At 71.7% G+C, this 18393-nt stretch carries 20 protein-coding genes; 6 read left to right on the top strand and 14 right to left on the bottom strand.

Annotated elements, in window-relative coordinates:
* Window positions 1-100 precede the first annotated feature (100 nt).
* The 9 genes from ACQPXD_RS03195 to ACQPXD_RS03155 form a co-directional block, all read right to left on the bottom strand.
* Entirely contained in the window at window positions 101-961 is an 861-nt protein-coding gene (locus tag ACQPXD_RS03195) for a lysophospholipid acyltransferase family protein (RefSeq protein WP_432834612.1), read from the bottom strand.
* A complete protein-coding gene (locus tag ACQPXD_RS03190; protein ID WP_432834610.1) occupies window positions 954-2027 on the bottom strand; it encodes an NAD-dependent epimerase/dehydratase family protein in 1074 nt (357 codons plus the stop codon). Before ACQPXD_RS03190 ends, ACQPXD_RS03195 begins: the two co-directional genes overlap by 8 nt.
* An 87-nt stretch (window positions 2028-2114) precedes the next feature.
* Complete coding sequence (locus ACQPXD_RS03185; protein WP_007465623.1) at window positions 2115-2216, bottom strand: 30S ribosomal protein bS22; 102 nt, start codon at window positions 2214-2216, stop codon at window positions 2115-2117.
* 108 nt (window positions 2217-2324) lie between these two features.
* Entirely contained in the window at window positions 2325-2540 is a 216-nt protein-coding gene (locus tag ACQPXD_RS03180; RefSeq protein WP_432834604.1) for a helix-turn-helix domain-containing protein, read from the bottom strand.
* 142 nt (window positions 2541-2682) lie between these two features.
* Window positions 2683-3867: an ABC transporter permease gene (locus tag ACQPXD_RS03175; RefSeq protein ID WP_432834602.1), complete on the bottom strand. Its 1185-nt coding sequence runs from the start codon at window positions 3865-3867 to the stop codon at window positions 2683-2685.
* The gene (locus ACQPXD_RS03170) at window positions 3864-4547 is read right to left on the bottom strand and encodes an ABC transporter ATP-binding protein (protein ID WP_432834600.1); all 684 of its coding nucleotides are present in this window, start codon (window positions 4545-4547) and stop codon (window positions 3864-3866) included. The genes ACQPXD_RS03175 and ACQPXD_RS03170 overlap by 4 nt, the downstream gene beginning before the upstream one ends.
* Window positions 4544-5884, bottom strand: coding sequence for an efflux RND transporter periplasmic adaptor subunit (locus tag ACQPXD_RS03165; RefSeq protein ID WP_432834598.1), 1341 nt, complete (start codon window positions 5882-5884; stop codon window positions 4544-4546). The genes ACQPXD_RS03170 and ACQPXD_RS03165 overlap by 4 nt, the downstream gene beginning before the upstream one ends.
* 26 nt (window positions 5885-5910) lie before the next feature.
* Complete coding sequence (locus ACQPXD_RS03160; RefSeq protein WP_432843604.1) at window positions 5911-7320, bottom strand: basic secretory protein-like protein; 1410 nt, start codon at window positions 7318-7320, stop codon at window positions 5911-5913.
* Window positions 7321-7402: 82 nt separating this feature from the next.
* Complete coding sequence (locus tag ACQPXD_RS03155; RefSeq protein ID WP_432834596.1) at window positions 7403-8323, bottom strand: proline dehydrogenase family protein; 921 nt, start codon at window positions 8321-8323, stop codon at window positions 7403-7405.
* 78 nt (window positions 8324-8401) lie between these two features.
* Here ACQPXD_RS03155 and ACQPXD_RS03150 point away from each other — a divergent pair, with 78 nt between their 5' ends.
* Both ACQPXD_RS03150 and ACQPXD_RS03145 read left to right on the top strand, forming a co-directional pair.
* Window positions 8402-8989: a CGNR zinc finger domain-containing protein gene (locus ACQPXD_RS03150; protein WP_432834594.1), complete on the top strand. Its 588-nt coding sequence runs from the start codon at window positions 8402-8404 to the stop codon at window positions 8987-8989.
* 184 nt (window positions 8990-9173) lie between these two features.
* Window positions 9174-9374, top strand: a complete 201-nt coding sequence (locus ACQPXD_RS03145) for a cold-shock protein (protein WP_432834592.1) — start codon at window positions 9174-9176, stop codon at window positions 9372-9374.
* A gap of 812 nt (window positions 9375-10186) precedes the next feature.
* Here the strand turns inward: ACQPXD_RS03145 and ACQPXD_RS03140 are convergent.
* Window positions 10187-10990, bottom strand: coding sequence for a sugar phosphate isomerase/epimerase family protein (locus ACQPXD_RS03140; protein WP_432834590.1), 804 nt, complete (start codon window positions 10988-10990; stop codon window positions 10187-10189).
* Between the two features lie 40 nt (window positions 10991-11030).
* On the bottom strand, window positions 11031-11960 hold the full coding sequence (locus ACQPXD_RS03135; RefSeq protein WP_432834588.1) for a Ppx/GppA phosphatase family protein: 930 nt from the start codon (window positions 11958-11960) through the stop codon (window positions 11031-11033).
* A gap of 61 nt (window positions 11961-12021) precedes the next feature.
* On the opposite strand from ACQPXD_RS03135, the gene ACQPXD_RS03130 reads away from it, so the two are divergent.
* Window positions 12022-12864, top strand: a complete 843-nt coding sequence (locus ACQPXD_RS03130) for a hypothetical protein (protein ID WP_432834586.1) — start codon at window positions 12022-12024, stop codon at window positions 12862-12864.
* An 80-nt stretch (window positions 12865-12944) separates the two neighbouring features.
* Entirely contained in the window at window positions 12945-13592 is a 648-nt protein-coding gene (locus ACQPXD_RS03125) for a PilZ domain-containing protein (RefSeq protein WP_432834584.1), read from the top strand.
* A 7-nt stretch (window positions 13593-13599) separates the two neighbouring features.
* Here ACQPXD_RS03125 and ACQPXD_RS03120 read toward each other — a convergent pair whose 3' ends face one another.
* Both ACQPXD_RS03120 and ACQPXD_RS03115 read right to left on the bottom strand, forming a co-directional pair.
* Entirely contained in the window at window positions 13600-14283 is a 684-nt protein-coding gene (locus tag ACQPXD_RS03120; RefSeq protein ID WP_363332644.1) for a response regulator transcription factor, read from the bottom strand.
* Between the two features lie 77 nt (window positions 14284-14360).
* Window positions 14361-15419: an ATP-binding protein gene (locus ACQPXD_RS03115; RefSeq protein ID WP_432843602.1), complete on the bottom strand. Its 1059-nt coding sequence runs from the start codon at window positions 15417-15419 to the stop codon at window positions 14361-14363.
* 194 nt (window positions 15420-15613) lie between these two features.
* Between ACQPXD_RS03115 and phoU the strand changes: the two genes are divergently transcribed.
* Window positions 15614-16270 (top strand): phosphate signaling complex protein PhoU, encoded by a 657-nt coding sequence (phoU, locus tag ACQPXD_RS03110; RefSeq protein WP_432834582.1) that lies wholly within the window; start codon window positions 15614-15616, stop codon window positions 16268-16270.
* Window positions 16271-16324: 54 nt separating this feature from the next.
* On the opposite strand, the gene ACQPXD_RS03105 is transcribed toward phoU, so the two are convergent.
* Window positions 16325-17077, bottom strand: coding sequence for a phosphoglyceromutase (locus ACQPXD_RS03105; protein ID WP_432834580.1), 753 nt, complete (start codon window positions 17075-17077; stop codon window positions 16325-16327).
* A 65-nt stretch (window positions 17078-17142) separates the two neighbouring features.
* On the opposite strand from ACQPXD_RS03105, the gene ACQPXD_RS03100 reads away from it, so the two are divergent.
* Complete coding sequence (locus tag ACQPXD_RS03100; RefSeq protein ID WP_432834578.1) at window positions 17143-18381, top strand: MFS transporter; 1239 nt, start codon at window positions 17143-17145, stop codon at window positions 18379-18381.
* Window positions 18382-18393: the final 12 nt, after the last annotated feature.

Raw genomic sequence — 18393 nt, 5'->3', positions numbered from 1 at the left:
GAGCCAATCGGCGGTCGCCCGAAATCGGGCGCGGATGCCCGATTTGCCCCCCTCGGGACACGCCCGCGCGGGAGCGGGCGATAAGACGAGGCGGCAGAGGTCAGGCGGAGAAAGCGTCAGGGCGGCGGTCCAGCAGCTTGTAGAGCGTCTGCTGGATCGTCTCGCGCACCTGGTCGGCCAGGTTGAAGACCACCATCGGGTCGTCGGCCGAGTCGGTGTAGTCCTCGGTCTGGATCGGCTCGCCGAACTCGATCAGCCACTTGCTCGGCAGCGGCACCAGGCCCAGCGGGCCGAGCCACGGGAAGGTCGGGGTGACCGGGAAATACGGGGCGCCGAGCAGCCGGGCCAGCGGGCGGATGTTGGCCAGCAGCGGATAGATCTCCTCGGCGCCGACGATCGAGACCGGGACGATCGGGGTGCCGGTGCGCAAGGCGGCCGAGACGAAGCCGCCCCGGCCGAAGCGCTGCAGCTTGTAGCGCTCCGCGAAAGGCTTGCCGATGCCCTTGAAGCCCTCCGGGAAGACGCCGACGAGCTCGCCCTCGGCCAGGAGGCGCTCCGCGTCGGGGTTGCAGGCCAGCGTCGCGCCGGACTTGCGGGCCACCTCCGACAGGAAGGGCAGGCGGAAGACCAGGTCGGCGCCGAGCAGGCGGAGGTGGCGGCGGGCGGCGGTCTCGTCGTGGACGGCGACGGAGAGCATCATGGCGTCGAGGGCGAGCGTGCCGGAGTGGTTGGCCACGACCAGGGCCGCGCCCTCCTTCGGCAGGTGCTCGGTGCCGAAGACCTCGGTGCGGAACCACTGCCGGTAGATAGGGCGCAGCAGCGGCAGGAACACGCCATCGGTCAGGTGGCGGTCGAAGCCGAAGTTGTCGATCTCGTAGTCACCGGTCAGCCGCTCGCGGAGGAAGGCGAGCGCACCGGCAACCCGGTCGTCCCAGACATCAGGGAGACCAGGATCAGTCATCGCCACTCTCCAACGCGGCCCGGGCCGCTCGCGTCCGGCGGAAGCCGTCGAGCAATGCTTGCTCAACCGACCGAATCGTATCCGCGCTGAGCAGCTCCCGCTCGCGGCGGCTGGCTACGAACTCGGTGAACGCCTCGGCTGTCGTGCGCGGCACGAAGCCGAACTCGCGGATCAGCTTCGCGGTGTCCACCACCCGGCCGTGCACGAACAGGTCGAGCTGGTCCAGCGTGACCCGGCCGCGGCCGAGGCCGGCCAGCGCGTTGAGGCCTGGCTCCAGGACCGGCATGGTGACCCGGCCGGCCCGGCGCACCGCCTGCGACAGGGTCAGCGTGCCGGACCCGGCCACGTTGAACGTGCCCGGGTGCGCCTCGGTGACCGAGCGCTCGAGCACCTCGAACGCGTCGTCCACGTGCACGAACTGCAGGCGCGGGTCGCGGCCGAGCACGGTCGGCACGATCGGCTGGGCGAAATACCGGGTCAGCCGGGTGTCGACGGCCGAGCCGATGAACGGCGCGAACCGCAGGACGGTGGCCGCCACGTCGGGGCGGCGGCGCCGGAAGCCGCGGACGTACCCCTCGATGTCGAGCACGTCCTTGGCGAACCCGCCGCGCGGCACCTCGCGGGGCTCGGTGTCCTCGGTGAAGATCGCCGGGTCGCGGAAGGAGGCGCCGTACGCCGCCGTCGAGGAGCGCACGATCAGCTTGCGCAGCCGGGGCGCCTGCTGGCAGGCGGCCAGCAGCTGCATCGAGCCGATGACGTTGAGCTCCTTCATCGCCGCCCGGCCGCCGTGCTGGTCGGTCGCGGTGGCCACGGCGAGGTGCGCGACCGCCTCCACGCGGGCATCGACCATCACCCGCAGCACCCCCGGGGTGCGCAGGTCGAGCTGTTGCACGTCGATCTTGGACCCGCCCGCGGAGAGCACCTCGGCGAGGTCGCCAGCAGGTGCCGCGGTGTCGATGGCGACAACGCGGTCGATGCGCGGGTCGGCGGCGAGCCGGGCGGCCAGGTGGGCGCCGAGATAGCGGCTCACTCCGGTCACCAGCACGACGCTTGGCGGCGCGGTCACGCGGCTCCGATCGCACAAACCACGGCACGACCCGCGGCGACCCGGCCCCACATCGGAGGGCCGGTCACCGCGTGACGAGCCGGAACGCTACTTGCCGAGACGACGACGCTGGACGCGGGTCTTGCGCAGCAGCTTGCGGTGCTTCTTCTTGGCCATACGCTTGCGGCGCTTCTTGACCACCGAGCCCATACGAGCATCTCCTCGATACAGCGGAACGCGTGCCATCGCTGGCACGCCGAAGACATGGTTAGCCGTTCAAGGGTAGCCGCACCGCCGCGAGATCGGAAAACGACCCCGCTATGCGCTCTCACGGAACGCTTCACGGAGGTACGCGTCGACCGCGTGCTCGGGAACCCGGAACGACCGTCCAACGCGTACCGCGGTGAGGTCGCCGGCGTGTACAAGGCGGTACACGGTCATCTTCGACACCCGCATCAGGGTGGCCACCTCGGCGACGGTCAGGAACCTGACCTCGCCCAACCGGCCTTCGGTGGTGTGTGGCGTGCTCGACATCGCGACCTCCGACCAGCGTGCTCGCCCATACGCTCCGTGCAGCCGACCTGCACTGAGCGTTACTCAATCAGCGTGTTATCAGTACGGTAACGGTACTGCTGTGACTTGCACCCTGACTTCGTCGGAATCTTTCCGAAGAAGATCATTCCGTTCTCAGCGCCACAACCGGGTCCAATCGCCCGGCGCGCTGTGCGGGTACCACTCCGAAAATGATCCCCACCCCGGCCGAGACACCGAACGCGAGCGCGAGCGACCACCACGTGATCGCGGCCGGCACCGGCGACAGGGCGGCCACGAGCAGGGCCGCGCCGATGCCCAGCGCCATCCCGGCGAACCCGCCCAGCGTGGTGAGCAGCACCGCCTCCAGCAGGAACTGCACGCCGATGTCGCGCGGGCGGGCCCCGACCGCCTTGCGCAGCCCGATCTCCTTCGTTCGCTCGCGCACCGAGACGAGCATGATGTTGGACACCCCGACCCCGCCGACCAGCAACGAGATGCCGGCGATCGCGGCGAGCACGCCGGTCAGCACGCCCAGGATGTCGCCGAGCACGCCGAGGATCTGCTCCTGGGTGACGGCGCTGAACTGGGTGCCCGGGTGCCGGCGGCTGAGCTCGGCCACGATCCGCGCGGACAGGTCGGGGATCTCGTCGCGGTTGGGCGCCTTGACCGCGATCCCGTCCACGCGGTTGGTGGACAGCAGCCGCTGCGCGGTGGTGATCGGCACGTGGATCTCGGTGTCGCGGTCGATGCCGAGGCTCTGCCCGAGCGGCTCGAACACCCCGATGACCCGGAACCGCACGCCGGCGATGGTCATCTGCTGGCCGACCGCGTCCCGGTCGCCGAAGAGCGTGCGGGCCACGCTCCAGCCGAGCACCGCCACCCGGCGCTGGGTGTCGACGTCGGAGCGGGTGAGGTACGTGCCGCGGGCCAGATGGCGGACGAACACCTGCGGCGTCGTCTCGATGACGCCGTTGATGCTGGCGAACATCTCGGCGTTGCCGGCCGCCACCGTCTCGCCGGAGGCCACGGTGACGGCGACCCGCTGGCGGTCGCCGACGATCTTCGACACCGCGTCGACGTCGGAGAGGTCCATCCGCGACACCGTCGGCGCCGCGCCGATGTTGACCTCGCCGGGCACGACGATGAGCAGGTTGGAGCCCAGCCCCTCGACCTGCTGCTCGATCTCCTGCTTCGTGCCGGTACCGATGGCCACCAAAACGACGACGGCGGCGACCCCGATGATCACGCCCAGCATGGTCAGGATGCTGCGCAGCCGGTTGGCCCGCAGCGCGTCGATGGCGACCCGCCATGCCTCGGCCAGCCTCACGGCGCCGCCTCCACGACCTCGCCGTCGCGCATGACGATCTGCCGCCCGGCCCGGGCCGCCACCTCGCGGTCGTGGGTGACGATCACCAGGGCCACGCCGTGCTCCCGGTTGAGCGTTTCCAGCAGCGCGAGCACCGCCTGCCCGTTCTTCGTGTCGAGGTTGCCGGTCGGCTCGTCGGCCAGCAGCACCTGCGGGTCGGTGACCAGCGCCCGGGCGATCGCGACCCGCTGCTGCTCGCCGCCGGAGAGCTGGTTGGGGCGGTGGTCGAGGCGATGGCCGAGGCCGACCCGCTCGAGCATCGCCACCGCGCGCCGGCGCCGCTCGCCGGCCCTCATCCCGCGGTACACCAGCGGGAGAGCGACGTTGTCGACCGCGCTGGTGCGGGCCAGCAGGTGGAAGGACTGGAAGACGAACCCGATGGTCTCGTTGCGCAGCCGGGCCAGCTCCTGCGGGCCGAGGCCGGCCACGTCGCGCCCGCCGATGAGCAGCCGGCCCGACGTGGGCCGGTCCAGCCCGCCGAGCAGGTGCATGAGCGTGGACTTGCCCGAGCCGGACGGGCCGATGATCGCCACGTAGTCGCCCGCGTCGACGGTGAAGCTGACCCCCTTGAGCGCGGGCACGCTGACCCCGTCCAGCGCGTAGTGGCGGGTCACGTCCTGCGCGACGAGCGCCGCGGTCATTGCGGCAGTTCCATGCCCTGCTTGACCTTGTCCGTGCCGCGCACGACGAGCCGGTCGCCGTCGCTCAGGCCGCTGACCACCTGCACCCGGTCCTGCCCGGAGACGCCGATGCTGACCGGCTGCTGGACCGCCCTGCCGCCGCGGACCAGCCACACCACGTCCTTGCCGCCGACGTTGAACACCGCCGCGGCGGGCACGGTGACCGCGTCGGTGATCGAGCGGACCTGCAGGTGGGCCACGGCGTTCATGCCCGGGCGGGGCGCCGGCGCGGGCCGGCCGTCGTCGTAGCGGCCGGGGCCGAGGGTGAGCCGCGAGCGGTAGGCGACGCCGCCCCGCGCGGACGTGGTCGGCAGCACGTCGGCCGAGGTCACCGTGGCCTCGTAGGACGCGCCCGGTGCCGCGTCGAGCTCGACCCGGGCGGTCACGCCGGGCTGGACCAGCAGGACGTCGGTCTCGTCGATCTCGGCCATCAGCCCCAGCTGGGAGGTGTCCACGACGGTCAGGATGGCCGTTCCCGCCGCCACTTTTCCTCCGATGGGTACGGCGGGATCCACCCCGAGCCCGGCCCCGCCCGTCGGCACCGCGGCGGGCGCCTGGCCACCGCTCGCCGCGCCGAGCAGATCGGTGATCGAGGGCGCGCTCGCCGCCGAGGTGCCACCGAGCTGTACCACCCCGGCGACCGGCGCCCGCAGGATCAGCTCGTCGACGGTGGACCTGGCCAGGTCGTAGGCGGACTGCGCCTGCGCCTTCTGCGCCTGGGTGAGCGCCGCCATCGCCTGCGAGACGCTGGCCAGGCCGCGCTGCACGCTCTGGATCACGGCCCGGGCCGAGGCGGCGGCCTCCTGGTAGGTCCGCTCGGCCAGGTCGATCTGGGTGGTCAGCGTGGTGCGGACGGTGACGTCGGCGATCTGGGCGGCGGCCGAGCGCGCATCCGCGAACGCCTTCGCCGCCGCGTCGTCGGTCCGCTTCTGCTGCGCCGAGAGGTTCTTGACGCCGACCGTGCCGCCGCCCGAGCGGTTCAGCGCGTCGAGGGCGTCGCTCGCCGCCTTGAGCCGCTGCTGGGCCGAGGGCGAGTCGACGATGCCGAGCACCTGGCCGACGGCGACCGTGTCGCCGGGCTTGACGCTGAGGCTCGCGAGCGTGCCGTCGGCGGCCGCGGTGAGCGTCGCGGCGGCGCGGGCGGTGACGGTGGCCGGCGCGTCCACCACCTCGACGACATCGCCGCGCGCCGCGCTGCCCAGCCCGACGTCGGTGTCGTGCCCGGTGCAGGACGCGCCGGTGAGCGAGACGACGATGAAGAGGGCCAGGGCCGTTGTGCGCGGGGGGACGCGGTGCACGCCGCAAGTCTAGATACGCCGGCGACTCAGATTCGGCCCCGCACCGCCTTGGCGCAGTCCGCCTCCAGGTCGTCCCAGCTCACGCCGAGCGCCTTGGGCGCCGCGTCGCTCAGCGGCAGCCCCTGCCGGGCGGCGTAGTCGAAGAAGCTCAGCAGCCGCTCCTCGCCGAAGCGGTCGGCGATGTGCTGCAGCGACAGGTACGCCACGCCGTAGCGGCCGCTCACGTCGGCGGTGGTCGACCCGTCCGGCGGGTCGTCCATGGCGATCTCGCCGTTCCAGTGCCCGCTGCGCACGTAGGTGCGCACCTCCCCGAGCCCGTCGAACGACTTGCCGCCGCCTTTGACCCGCACGTACTCCGCGATGCCCTCGACCAGCCACCAGGTGTGCGGGTAGGCGCGCTCCACCCCGGCCAGCGTCACCACGTGGGTGAACTCGTGGCGCAGCACGTCGACGGTCTGCCGGGCGTCGACCCGGGAGGCGTTGAGCACGATCTCGGTCGCGCTCGCGGTCAGCGGCAGCGCGAAGCCCGCGACCCAGGGCTGCTGATGGATGCCGTACCACGACGACCACTCGTCCGGGCCGGCCAGGTAGACGACATAGCGCGCGGGCGGCTCGCCCCAGCGGGCGAACGTGTCGGTCAGCGCGGCGGCCCGCTCCGCGGCGGCGAGCATCGCCGGCAGCCGGGCCGCGTACTTCGCGCTGGCCGCCATCACGACCCGGTTGCCGACCACCGCGTGCAGCTCGGCGGCCTCCCACGGCCGCGGCCCGAGCTGGTCGGCCGTGCCGAACTCCAGCAGCGTCACGGATTGCCCGGCGACGTTCCACTTCGTGGTGGTCTCGAAGTCCATCGGGTCACAGGTCGTGACGACGAAGCAGTACTTCACGTAGACGGTCGCCGTCGCCGTGCCCCCGGCGGTGCGCGGCTTGCCCGAGAGCACCGCCTGCCAGAGCTTGACCTGCAGCTGGCGCAGTGAACCGAAGCGGCGGGCCAGGTCTTCGCGCAGCCCGGCCGCGCTCGGGTCGACCACGGAGAGGAACGCGTCCTCGTCGCCGGTCAGCAACGCCGCGCTCTGGTCCTGCAGGGCCAGCTGGATCTTGCCCTCGGCGGTGGTCGGCGCCGGGCCGCGGGTCGCGCCCGGGCCGGGCTGCCGGCCGGCCCCGGCCGCCGCGTCGGGCCGCCCGGCCACGTCGCGCCCGGGCGCGCCGGCCAGGCCCTGCCCGGTCAGCGTGACGGCGCGGCCCTCCCGCGCGGTGGCGTAGGCGACCGCGGCCGGCGGGGCGAGCAGCAGCACGGCGATGGCGGCGACGAGGGCCACCCGGAAGGCGGCCCCGCTCGGCGCGGCGTGCGCCGGTCGGCGGCCCCGCGGCCGCGGAGGGATCGGCTGACCCGCCACGGCGTCGTGCTCGCCGGGGTATCGGAGCCCGTCCCTGTCCATCACCGCCGGACCGTACGCGACCCGGTCAAGAGGTCGCGTCGCCCTTACGGACGAGAACCGGTGCGTTCCGGACAGGCCGCCGTTAGCTCTTGGAGCGCAGGGCCCTGGCCAGGAAGCCGACGTTCGCCGGGCGCTCGGCGAGGCGGCGCATCATGTAGGGGTACCACTGGGTGCCGTACGGCAGGTAGACCCGGACGGTGTAGCCCAGCCGGGCGAGGCGCCGCTGCTCCTCCGGGCGCACCCCGTAGAGCATCTGGAACTCGAACTCGTCCGCGGAGCGGTCGAACCACTTGGCCCGATCCTCGCCGATGGCGATCAGGCGGGGATCGTGGGTGGCGACCATCGGGTAGCCGTCGCCGGACATGAGCACGTTGAGGCAGCGCACATAGGACTTGTCGACGTCCAGGCGGCTCTGGTACGCCACCGACTCGGGCTCGTTGTAGGCGCCCTTGCACAGCCGGACCCGGGAGCCCTCCCCGGCCAGCTCCCGGCAGTCGGCCTCGGTGCGGCGCAGGTAGGCCTGCAGGACCGCGCCGGTGGTCGGGAACTCGGCGCGCAGCCGGGCCAGCATCTCCAGCGTGGAGTCGGTGGTGGTGTGGTCCTCCATGTCGAGCGTGACCGTGGTGCCGGCCTCGGCGGCCTTGGCGCAGATCGCACGGGCGTTGGCGAAGCCGAGCTTCTCGTCGAAGGCCTGGCCGAGCGCGGACAGCTTCACGCTGATCTCGGCGTCGGGGGTGAGCTCGGCGGAGTGCAGCGCGTCGAGGAGCTTGACGTACTCGTCCCGGGTCGCCTCGGCCTGTTGCGGGTTGGCGGTGTCCTCGCCCAGGTAGTCGATCGTGACGGCGAGGCCCTCCGCGGCGAGTTCGCGGGTGCGCTCCAGCGCGTCCGCCGCGTGCTCCCCGGCGATGAAGCGGCGCACGATGGCGCGGCTGACCGGGGCGGTTTCAACGAGCCGCTCCACCCGGTCCGAGCGGGCGGCGGCAAGGATGGCCGATCTGAGCATGAGCCGAGCGTAAACAGAACCGGAGACGTCCGGTGACGCCTGGTCGCCAGTGTGGCATTTCTTGACTACCTTGGTCGGGTGGACTTCGACGCGTATGCGCGGACCGCCGTCGACATCGTCAACGCGCCGCTCGAAAGCATGCAGGACCTCGTCGCACTCTTCGGCGAGGACAGTTGGCAGACCGCGGAGGCGACGGAGCGCGATCTGGTCGCCTTCCGCCGCGCCCGCAAACGGCTCCGGGAGGTGTTCGAGCACGGCTCCTCCGGTCGCGACGTGGCCGCGGTGGCCGAGCTCAACGCGCTGCTGGAGGCCTACCCGATGCAGCCGCGGATCTCCGGGCACGACACCCACGACTGGCACATGCACGTGACCGGCCGGGGCTCGTCGGTCAGCTCGGAGCTGCTGGCCGGCGCCGCGTGGGGCCTGGCCGTGTGGCTGTGCGAGCACGGCAGCACCCGCTTCGGCGTGTGCGCCGACGAGCGCTGCGGCAACGTCTACCTGGACACGTCCTCGAACTGCTGCCGCCGGTTCTGCTCGGAGCGCTGCGCCACCCGCTCGCACGTCGCGGCCCACCGGGCCCGCAAGCGCGCGGCGGAGACGGGCGCCTCGCCGGTCGCGCCGCAGCTGGCGGTGGACGAAGCCGATCGGGCAGTCGTCACCGCGTAAGTACCGGAAAACCACTCCGACGCTGGTGACTTCGGCATATCTTGCGTCATGTGGTTCGCTTTACCGCGCGTCCGACAAGTCGGACGTGCGCGTTTGGGCGATGCGGGGCCGGAGATTGGTTGGCCGGCCCCCGACACCGGGTACGTCACCGGATCACAACGCCCTACGAAGGAGAAACAGCACCATGGCCCAGGGAACCGTGAAGTGGTTCAACGCTGAGAAGGGCTTCGGCTTCATCAGCGTCGACGGCGGCAACGACGTCTTCGTCCACTTCTCCGCGATCGTCGCAGAAGGCTATCGCAGCCTCGACGAGAACCAGCGCGTCGAATTCGAGATCAAGCAGGGTCCCAAGGGCCCCCAGGCCGAGTCCGTCCGCAAAATCTGATATCCGACTTCCCGGCCCCGGCCCGCGCCACCCGCGGCCGGGGCCGCCCCCTAGCACCCACCTCACGGCCGGAGCCCGTCCCGGCTTCCCCGCCCGGCCCCGCCTGCCCGGCCCCGCCCGGCCCCGCCTGCCCGGCCCCGCCCGGCCCCGCCTGCCCGGCCCCGCCTGCCCGGCCCCGCCTGCCCGGCCCCGCCCGCCCGGCCCCGCCCGCCCGGCCCCGCCCGCCCGGCCCCGCCCGCCCGGCCCCGCCCGCCCGGCCCCGCCCGGCCCGTCCCGGTCCAGCCCCGCCGGTCCCAGCCCGGCCCAGCCCAGCTCCTCGCCTCGCACTGCGCCGTTTTGCCCCAAATGGCGCCGATTTTGCCCCGTTCGACGAACCCGGCAGCGTCCGGCCGGAACTGGCGCCGGCTTCCTGGCCTGGCGATCCGGCCCCACCGGCCTCACTCCGCGGGCAGGGTCCGCGTGGGGAGCGAAGCGGTAGCCGGCATCGCGACCAGAACTCTCCGCGATCATGCTGTAGTCGCCGCCGTATCACGCGTTTTCCATGATCCCGGAAGAAATATGTACCTATAGGTACCATATGTCTACGTGATCATGAGAAACCCGCCGCACGCCGATGAGATTCGCATGATCACGGATGGATTCGTTCGCTCCGCCTGCGGGCTGCAAGTCAAATGCGGCCACAAGTGGGCCGATAAGTCACGACGCCTGGCGACGTCATGACTTACCGGATTTTTCGCCTGTCAGGGCATAAGTCCGAAAAGTCGTGGCACGGAGTGCCCGACTTTTCGAAAGGGCAGGTGGACTGGTCGGAGTCAGGCGACCGGTGACGGGGTGGCCAGGTGCTGGCGGGCGAAGCGCAACGCCTCGGCCAGGTCGGCCTCGCGCTCGGCGCGGCTGCCCGCCCGGCGGGTGCCGACCTCGACCGCGACCGAGCCGGTGAAGCCGCGGGCGTCCAGCGAGGCCAGCAGCTGCGCGCAGGGCTGGTTGCCGCGGCCGGGGACGAGGTGCTCGTCGCGGCCCTTGCCGGTGCCGTCGCCCAGGTGGACGTGGGCCAGGCTGCCCTGCATCGTGTCGGCCATGGCGATCGCGTCGCTGCGCGAGGCGGCGCAGTGCGACAGGTCGAGCGTGTAGGCGTCGAACCCGGTCAAGGTCGGGTCCCAGCCCGGAGCGTATGGCACGAACTCCCGGCCCACGCCCCGCAGCGGGAACATGTTCTCCACCGCGAAGCGGATGCGTGGGTACTGCCGGCCCAGCCGCAACAGCCCGGACTGGAACGAGCGCGCGTAGTCGCGCTGCCAGGCGAATGGCGGGTGCACGACCACGATCGGCGCGCCCAGGGCGTCGGCCAGCTCGGCGGCGCGGCGCAGGCGCTCCCACGGGTCGGGGCTCCAGACCCGCTGCGTGACCATCAGGCAGGGCGCGTGCACGGAGCGCACCGGCACGCCGTAGTGCTTGATGAGACCGGTCAGTGCGCCGGCGTCCTGGCTGACCGCGTCCGACCAGACCATGACCTCGACCCCGTCGTAGCCGAGCGCGGCCGCCACCTCGAAACCGGCGGCGGTGGGCTCGGGGAAGACCGAGGAGGTGGACAAGAGGACCGGAACTTGACGACTCACACCACCAGGCTAGCCCGAGCCAGGTAGCGTCTCCTGTCGATCAACTCGACTCCAAGACTTCCAGCCGGCGAAGAATCACCCCTTCACGCAGGGCCCAGGGGCACAGCTCGACCTCGTCGATGCCCAGGGTCCGCATCGTGACCTCGGCGACCACGGCGCCGGCCAGGATCTGGTGGGCGCGGCCGGGGCTGACCCCGTCGATCTCGGCGAGGCCGGCCGACGGGATCCGGCGGATGAAGGACAGCACCTGGTGCAGGCCGGTCCGGGTCAGCTTGCGCACGGCGCGCGGCCCGGCGCTCGACGGCGCGGCCCCGGCCAGCCGGGCCAGGGTGCGGAAGGTCTTCGAGGTGGCGACCGGGCGGTCCCACCCGCTGTCCAGCAGGCGCTTGGCCGTCTTCGCCACTTCGGCTTGGGCGTACTCATACAGCGCGTCGACCGACGCCGCCGGCGGCGGGTCGCCGTGCAGTCGTTCGCGGGTCAGGCGGCCGGCACCGAGCGGTACCGATAACGCCACATCCGGCTCCTCGTCGATCCCCGCCGCCAGCTCGAGGGACCCGCCACCGATGTCCATCACGAGCAGCCGCCCGGCCGACCAGCCGAACCAGCGGCGCACCGCCAGGAACGTCATGATCGCCTCGGCCTCGCCGGAGAGCACCTGCAGGTCGACGCCGGTCTCCTCGCGCACGCGCTTGAGCACCCGGGCGGAGTTCTTCGCGTCGCGCACCGCGGAGGTGGCGAAGGCGAGCAGGTCGTCGGTCTTCAGACTGGCGGAGGCGTCGCGGGCCTGCGCCACGCTGGCGATGAGGCTGTCGGCGCCGGCCCTGGACAGCTCGCCGTCCTTGCCGATGCGCTCGGCGAGGCGCAGCTCCGCCTTCTGCGAGTGGGCCGGCCACGGATGTGCGCCGTGGTGTGCGTCAACAACCAGGAGATGGACCGTGTTGGAGCCCACGTCGAGCACGCCGAGTCGCATCCGTTCACGGTAGCCGCGTGGGGTTTCGGTCCCGTTCGCAGGACGGCGTAGGCTTCGTCGAATGGACATCTACGTCGAGGTAGAGGTCGACGGCGACGGCCCGGACCAGGACGACCCGCGCAGCCTCGAGGTCGACCTCGACTTCCCGCGCGAGTGGCTCGAGTTCGCCGACCCGGCCGACGCCGACCACCTCGTCCGCGCCGACCTGACCTGGTTGCTGTCCAAGTGGACCTGCGTCTACGGACGCGGCTGCCACGGCATCATCGAGGGCCGGGCCGAGGAGGGCTGCTGCTCGCACGGCGCCTTCTTCACCGATGACGACGACCAGCAGCGGGTGCGCGCCGCGGTGAAGAAGCTGACGCCCGAGCACTGGCAGTATTACCGCCGGGGCTTCAAGCGGTATACGGAAGTCGACACCATCGACGGCAAGAGCAAGGCCCTGCGCACGGCCACCCGGCCCGACGGCGGCTGCGTCTTCCAGAACGACCCCGACTTCCCGGGCGGGGGCGGCTGCGCCCTGCACGGCCAGGCGCTGCGCGACGGCGTGCACCCGCTGGAATACAAGCCCGACGTCTGCTGGCAGCTGCCGGTCCGCCGGGACCAGGACTGGCGCAAGCGCCCGGACGGCACGAAGGTGCTGGTCTCCACGCTGGGCGAGTTCGACCGCCGGGGCTGGGGCGAGGGCGGCCACGACCTGCACTGGTGGTGCACCTCCTCGCCGGAGGCCCACGTGGGCGCGCGGCTGTTGTATCAGGAGTACGAGCCGGAGCTCACCGCACTGATCGGCAAGGCGGCCTATGCGCGGCTGGCCGAGCTGTGCGCGGCCCGCGCCGCCCAGGGCCTGGTCGCCCCGCACCCGGCCACCACCGCAGCGCTCAAACTCATCCCGATTCGTCCCGTCTGACCGCGAGCGCCCGAGCGACACGGCCGGGTCGTTGCGGCGCGACTCCTCAAGTCTCGCCCGGGTGCGCCGAAGGTTCTGGGGTGAACGATTCGGGAAAGGACGGGCTGCCGGCGATCAACACCCTGGTCGACGTGGTGCTGATGGACGGCGAGGCCTATCAGTCCCGCGTCGAGGACGCCGACGGTAAGCGCCTGACCGTTGCCGCCCCCTTCGGGGTGAACTCCGCCGACGTGCCCGAGGTCGGCTCCATCATGGAACTGGCCTGGGTCGCCGGCGACCGCCGGCACGCCGTCGACGTCCGGCTGGCCGAGCTCACCCGCGAGCGGCCGCCGCGCTGGTCGCTGGAGGCGGTGGGCTCGATCCGGCTGCAGACCCGGCGCAACTACGTGCGGGGCGGCGGCGGCGAGGAGGTCGAGGTGACCCTCGGCGGCGTCGCCTACCAGGGCAAGGTGGTCGACCTGTCCGAGGGCGGCGTGCGGTGCCGGATGGAGGACGACCGCTTCGACCGCGACGACCGGGTCGACGTGCGGGTGCAGCTCGACACCGGGGCGCTCGCGCTGCGCGGGATCGTGCTCTTCGTCCGCCGGGATCACGAGAACGCCACCTACGACGTGATCATCACGTATGAGACGAACGAGATCATGGGGCGCGCGATCCGCGGTTACGTCCTGCGCCGCGAGATGGAGGAGCGCAGGCGCAACCGCGAATCGGTGGCGAACGCGGGCTGAGCGATCCCTACGGCTCGAACTTGTAGCCCAGGCCGCGGACGGTGACGATGTACCGCGGCGCGGAGGGCTCCGGCTCGATCTTCGAGCGCAGCCGCTTGACGTGCACGTCGAGGGTCTTGGTGTCGCCCACGTAGTCGGCGCCCCACACCCGGTCGATCAGCTGGCCGCGGGTGAGCACCCGGCCGGCGTTGCGCAGCAGCAGCTCGAGCAGCTCGAACTCCTTCAGCGGCAGCTGGACCGCGTCGCCGGCGACGGTGACCACGTGCCGGTCGACGTCCATGCGGACCGGGCCGGCCGACAGGGTCGGCGGGGCCAGCTCGCCGACGGTGTCGACCTGGCGGCGCAGCACCGCGCGGATGCGGGCGACGAGCTCGCGGGGCGAATACGGCTTGGTGACGTAGTCGTCGGCGCCGATCTCCAGCCCGACCACCTTGTCGATCTCGCTGTCCCGCGCCGTGATCATGATGATCGGGACGTTGGACTTCTGCCGCATCTGCCGGCACACCTCGGTGCCGGACATCTCGGGCAGCATCAGGTCGAGCAGGACGATGTCCGCGCCGGTGCGGTCGAACTCGGTCAGGGCCTCGGTGCCGGTCGCCGCGATGGACACCTCGAATCCCTCGCGACGGAGCATGTACGACAACGGGTCGGAGATCGATTCTTCGTCCTCGACCACGAGTACGCGCGCCAACGTGCTGTCCTTTCGTAGCTGCCGGGGAGCCGCACTGCGCTGCGAACCGCGGGGTGGAGATTGCTGTTGCATAACGATCATGGGGACCCTCCGATCTCAACTGACGGCGGTAGCGCCAGCGCGGCCTCCGTCGGACGCGATGGCAGCCGCAACGTGAACGTCGAGCCAACTCCTACGGTGCTGGTCACCGTGACCCGGCCACCGTGGTTGGTGGAGATGTGCTTGACGATCGCGAGGCCCAGGCCGGTGCCGCCGGTGGCCCGGGAGCGCGCCCGATCGGCGCGGTAGAACCGCTCGAAGATGCGGTCGATGTCGCGCGGCTCGATGCCGATCCCCTGGTCGGCGACCGCGATCTCGACATAGCCCTGGTCTTCGCTGGTGGTCACGGTGACCGTGGTCCGCTCCGGCGAATACGCGATCGCGTTCTCCAGCAGGTTGACGATCGCGGTGACGAGCTGATTCTCGTTGCCGTAGACGGTCAGCCCGCGGGTGCCGGTGAAGCGCAGCTCGATCTCCTTGGCCGCGGCCGGGGTCTTGGCCCGGTCCAGCACCTCGGCGGTGATCTTGTCGACGTCGACCGGCTCCGGCTCGGGCAGCGGCTCGGCGCCCTGCAGCCGGGACAGCTCCAGCAGCTCGGAGACGAGCCGGCCGAGCCGGGTCGACTCGTGCTTGATCCGCTCGGCGAAGCGGATCGCCGCGGCGGGGTCCTTGTCGGTGGCGTCCAGCAGCGCCTCGGCGAGCAGTTGCAGGGCGCCGACCGGGGTCTTGAGCTCGTGGCTCACGTTGGCGACGAAGTCCCGGCGCACCCGGGCGACCCGGTGCGCCTCGGTGACGTCGGCGGCCTCGATCGCGACCCGGCCGCCGTCGAGCGCGACCGCGCGCACGTTGACGCCGAGGGGCTCGCCGTGGGTCAGGCGGGGCAGGTCCAGCTCGACGACGCGGGTGATGCCCGTGCGCCGCACCTGGCCGGCGAGGGTCCGCACGATCGTGTGCGCCTCGTCGGTGGGGGTCGAGCCCGCACCCTGACGCTGGCGCACGAGACCCATCTCGCGCGCCGCCGCGTTGACGAGGACGGGTTTGTCGTCCTCGTCCAGGACGAGCACCCCGACCTGCAGCGCGTCGAGGACGTCGGTCATCGCTGGACCGTCGGCCTTCGGCTGCCGGAACTTCCAATCCACGATCCGATGGTAGGAGACCTGTTACCGCATCGAGAGCGCACAGAGGCACGAATCGGGCTCACGATGCCCAGTGTTCACCCTGGTGGCGGTCAGCGTTCATCGGCACCGACAACCAAGGGCCCTACGGTGAGGTACCACAGGATTGGAGCATTATGCGCGACGAATACCGTGCCGATCTGCTGCAGGTCAACAAGCTGCTCGTCTGGATGGCCGACGCCGTCCGCTCGGCGATGTCCCGGGCCACCAACGCCCTGCTCAACGCCGACCAGACGGACGCCGAAGAGGTCATCGCCCGCGACGCCGAGGTCAACGCGCTGTACCGGCTCGTCGAGGACAAGGTGTACGACCTGTGCGCCCGCCAGGCACCGGTCGCCTCCGACCTGCGGGTCGTGCTGACCGCCCTGCACCTCGCCGCCGACCTCGAGCGGATGGGCGACCTCGCCGACCACGTGGCCAAGACCGCCCTGCGCCGCCACCCCGCCCGCGCGGTGCCCGAGGCCCTGGTCGAGACATTCGAGCAGATGGGAGCGATCGCCGACCGGATCGCCGGCAAGATCTCCACCGCCATCTCCACCCTCGACATCGTGGCCGCCGCCCAGCTCGAGCGCGACGACGACGCGATGGACAAGCTGCACCGCGACCTGTTCGCCACCATGTTCGGGCCGAAGTGGACCGAGGGCACCGAGGCCGCCGTCGACACGGCGCTGCTCGGACGCTTCTACGAGCGTTACGCCGACCACGCGGTCAACGCCGGCCGGCACGTGGTGTTCCTCGTCACGGGCGAGACCCTGGACACCCGGGGCCAGTGAGCGCAAAGGGGAGGGGCCGCGGCCCCTCCCCTGCCGTCGTGCTGCCGTGCCGGACTACCGGCCCTGGTTGGCCACGGCCGCGGCCGCCTCGACGGCCGCCTCCGGGTCGAGGTAGGTGCCGCCGGGCGTCACCGGGCGCAGCGCCGCGTCCAGGTCGTAGCGCAGCGGGATGCCGGTCGGGATGTTGAGCTTGGCGATCGCCGCGTCGGAGATGCCGTCGAGGTGCTTCACCAGCGCACGCAGCGAGTTGCCGTGCGCGGCGATGAGCACCGTCTTGCCGTCGAGCAGCTGCGGGACGATCTGGTCGTACCAATAAGGCAGCATCCGCGCCACGACGTCCTTGAGGCACTCGGTCCGCGGGCGCGCCTCCGGCGGCAGGACCGCGTAGCGCGCGTCGTCCACCTGCGAGTACTCGTCGTCGTCGGCGATCGGCGGCGGGGGCACGTCGTAGGAACGGCGCCAGAGCATGAACTGCTCCTCGCCGAACTCCTCCATCGTCTGCTTCTTGTTCTTGCCCTGCAGGGCGCCGTAGTGCCGCTCGTTGAGCCGCCAGGTGCGCTGGACGGGAATCCAGTGCCGGTCGGCGGTGTGCAGGGTGATCTCGCTGGTACGGATGGCACGGCGCAGCACTGACGTGTGCACCACATCCGGCAGCAGACCGGACTCACGGATCAGCTCGCCGCCCCGCCGGGCCTCGGCCTCTCCCTTGGCGCTGAGGTCCACGTCGACCCAGCCGGTGAACAGGTTCTTCGCGTTCCACTCGCTCTCACCGTGCCGCAAGAGCACCAGCGTCCCGACTTCGCTCATGACCTCATCCTCCCGCACCGAATCCCTTCGACATCACAGGGCTCCGGGTGTAAGGATGCGTCACCGTGGCAGGCATTACGCGGACACCGGCGAAGCGGCGGCTGCCGGGCCAGTTCTGGGTGTTGTGGGCGGCCACGCTGATCAACCGCGCGGGCGGGTTCGTCATCATCTTCCTGACGATCTACCTGACCACCCGGCGCGGCTTCAGCGAGTCCGCGGCCGGCCTCGTGATCGGCCTCTACGGCGTCGGCGGCGCGGTCGGCGTGACCGTCGCCGGACACCTCACCGACCGCTGGGGCCGCCGCCCGGTCGCGCTGCTGACCCTCGGCGCGTCCTGCGTCCTCATGCTCGTCCTGGGCCTGGTCCACGCGCCCGCCGCCATCATGGCGGCCGCACTGCTGCTCGGCGCCGCCGCCGAGGGCGCGCGCCCGGCGCTGGGCGCGATGATCACCGACATCGTGCCGGACGAGGACCGGATGCGCGCGTTCGGCACGTACTACTGGGCGATCAACCTGGGCTTCACGGTGGCCGCGGTGGCGGCCGGCTTCGCGGCCCGGGCCGGATACTTCACGCTCTTCGCCGTCGACGCCGCCACCACGGCGGCGGCCGCGGTGCTCATCGCCTGGCGCATCCGCGAGACCCGGCCCGCGGTCGTCGAGCACACCCGCGAGCAGGGCAGCGTCCGGACGGTGCTGCGGGATCGGGTCTTCCTCGGCTTCGTCGCCTGCAACCTGCTGGTCGCCCTGATGATGATGCAGCACACGTCGATGCTGCCGCTGGCGATGATCTCCGACGGGCTCTCCAGCGAGACCTTCGGCCTGGTGATCGCCGTCAACGGGGTGCTCATCGTGGCTGGGCAGCTGGGGGTGAGCCGACTGCTCGCGGCCCGCCGCCCGGCCCTGGTCATGCCGCTGTCGGCGGTGATGATCGGGCTGGGCTTCGGGCTCACCGCGTTCGCGCACACCCCGCTGGCCTACACCGGGACAGTCATCGTCTGGACGCTCGGCGAGATGCTCAACGCCCCCTCCAACGCGGCTCTGCTCGCCGGGCTGTCCCCGGTCGCGATGCGCGGGCGCTACCAGGGCGCGTTCAGCCTCTCCTGGCAGGTGGCGTCGTTCCTCGCGCCGACCGTCGGCGGCGCGGTGCGCGACCACGCCGGCAACACCGCGCTCTGGCTGGGCTGCCTCGGCGCCGGGCTCGTCGCCGCCGCCTGGAGCCTGCTGGCCGCGCCCGCGCGCGACCGGCGCATGGCCGCCCTGGCCCCTCCCGCCGCCGAAACCGCCCTGACTAAGATCGAACTGTAAGGAGCCTTAACG

Origin of the sequence: Dactylosporangium sp. CA-092794 (genome assembly GCF_050948465.1) — a bacterium.
Classification (GTDB): domain Bacteria; phylum Actinomycetota; class Actinomycetes; order Mycobacteriales; family Micromonosporaceae; genus Dactylosporangium.
Note: the sequence above shows the minus strand (reverse complement) of the source record. Positions and strands in the feature narration are given on the sequence as shown.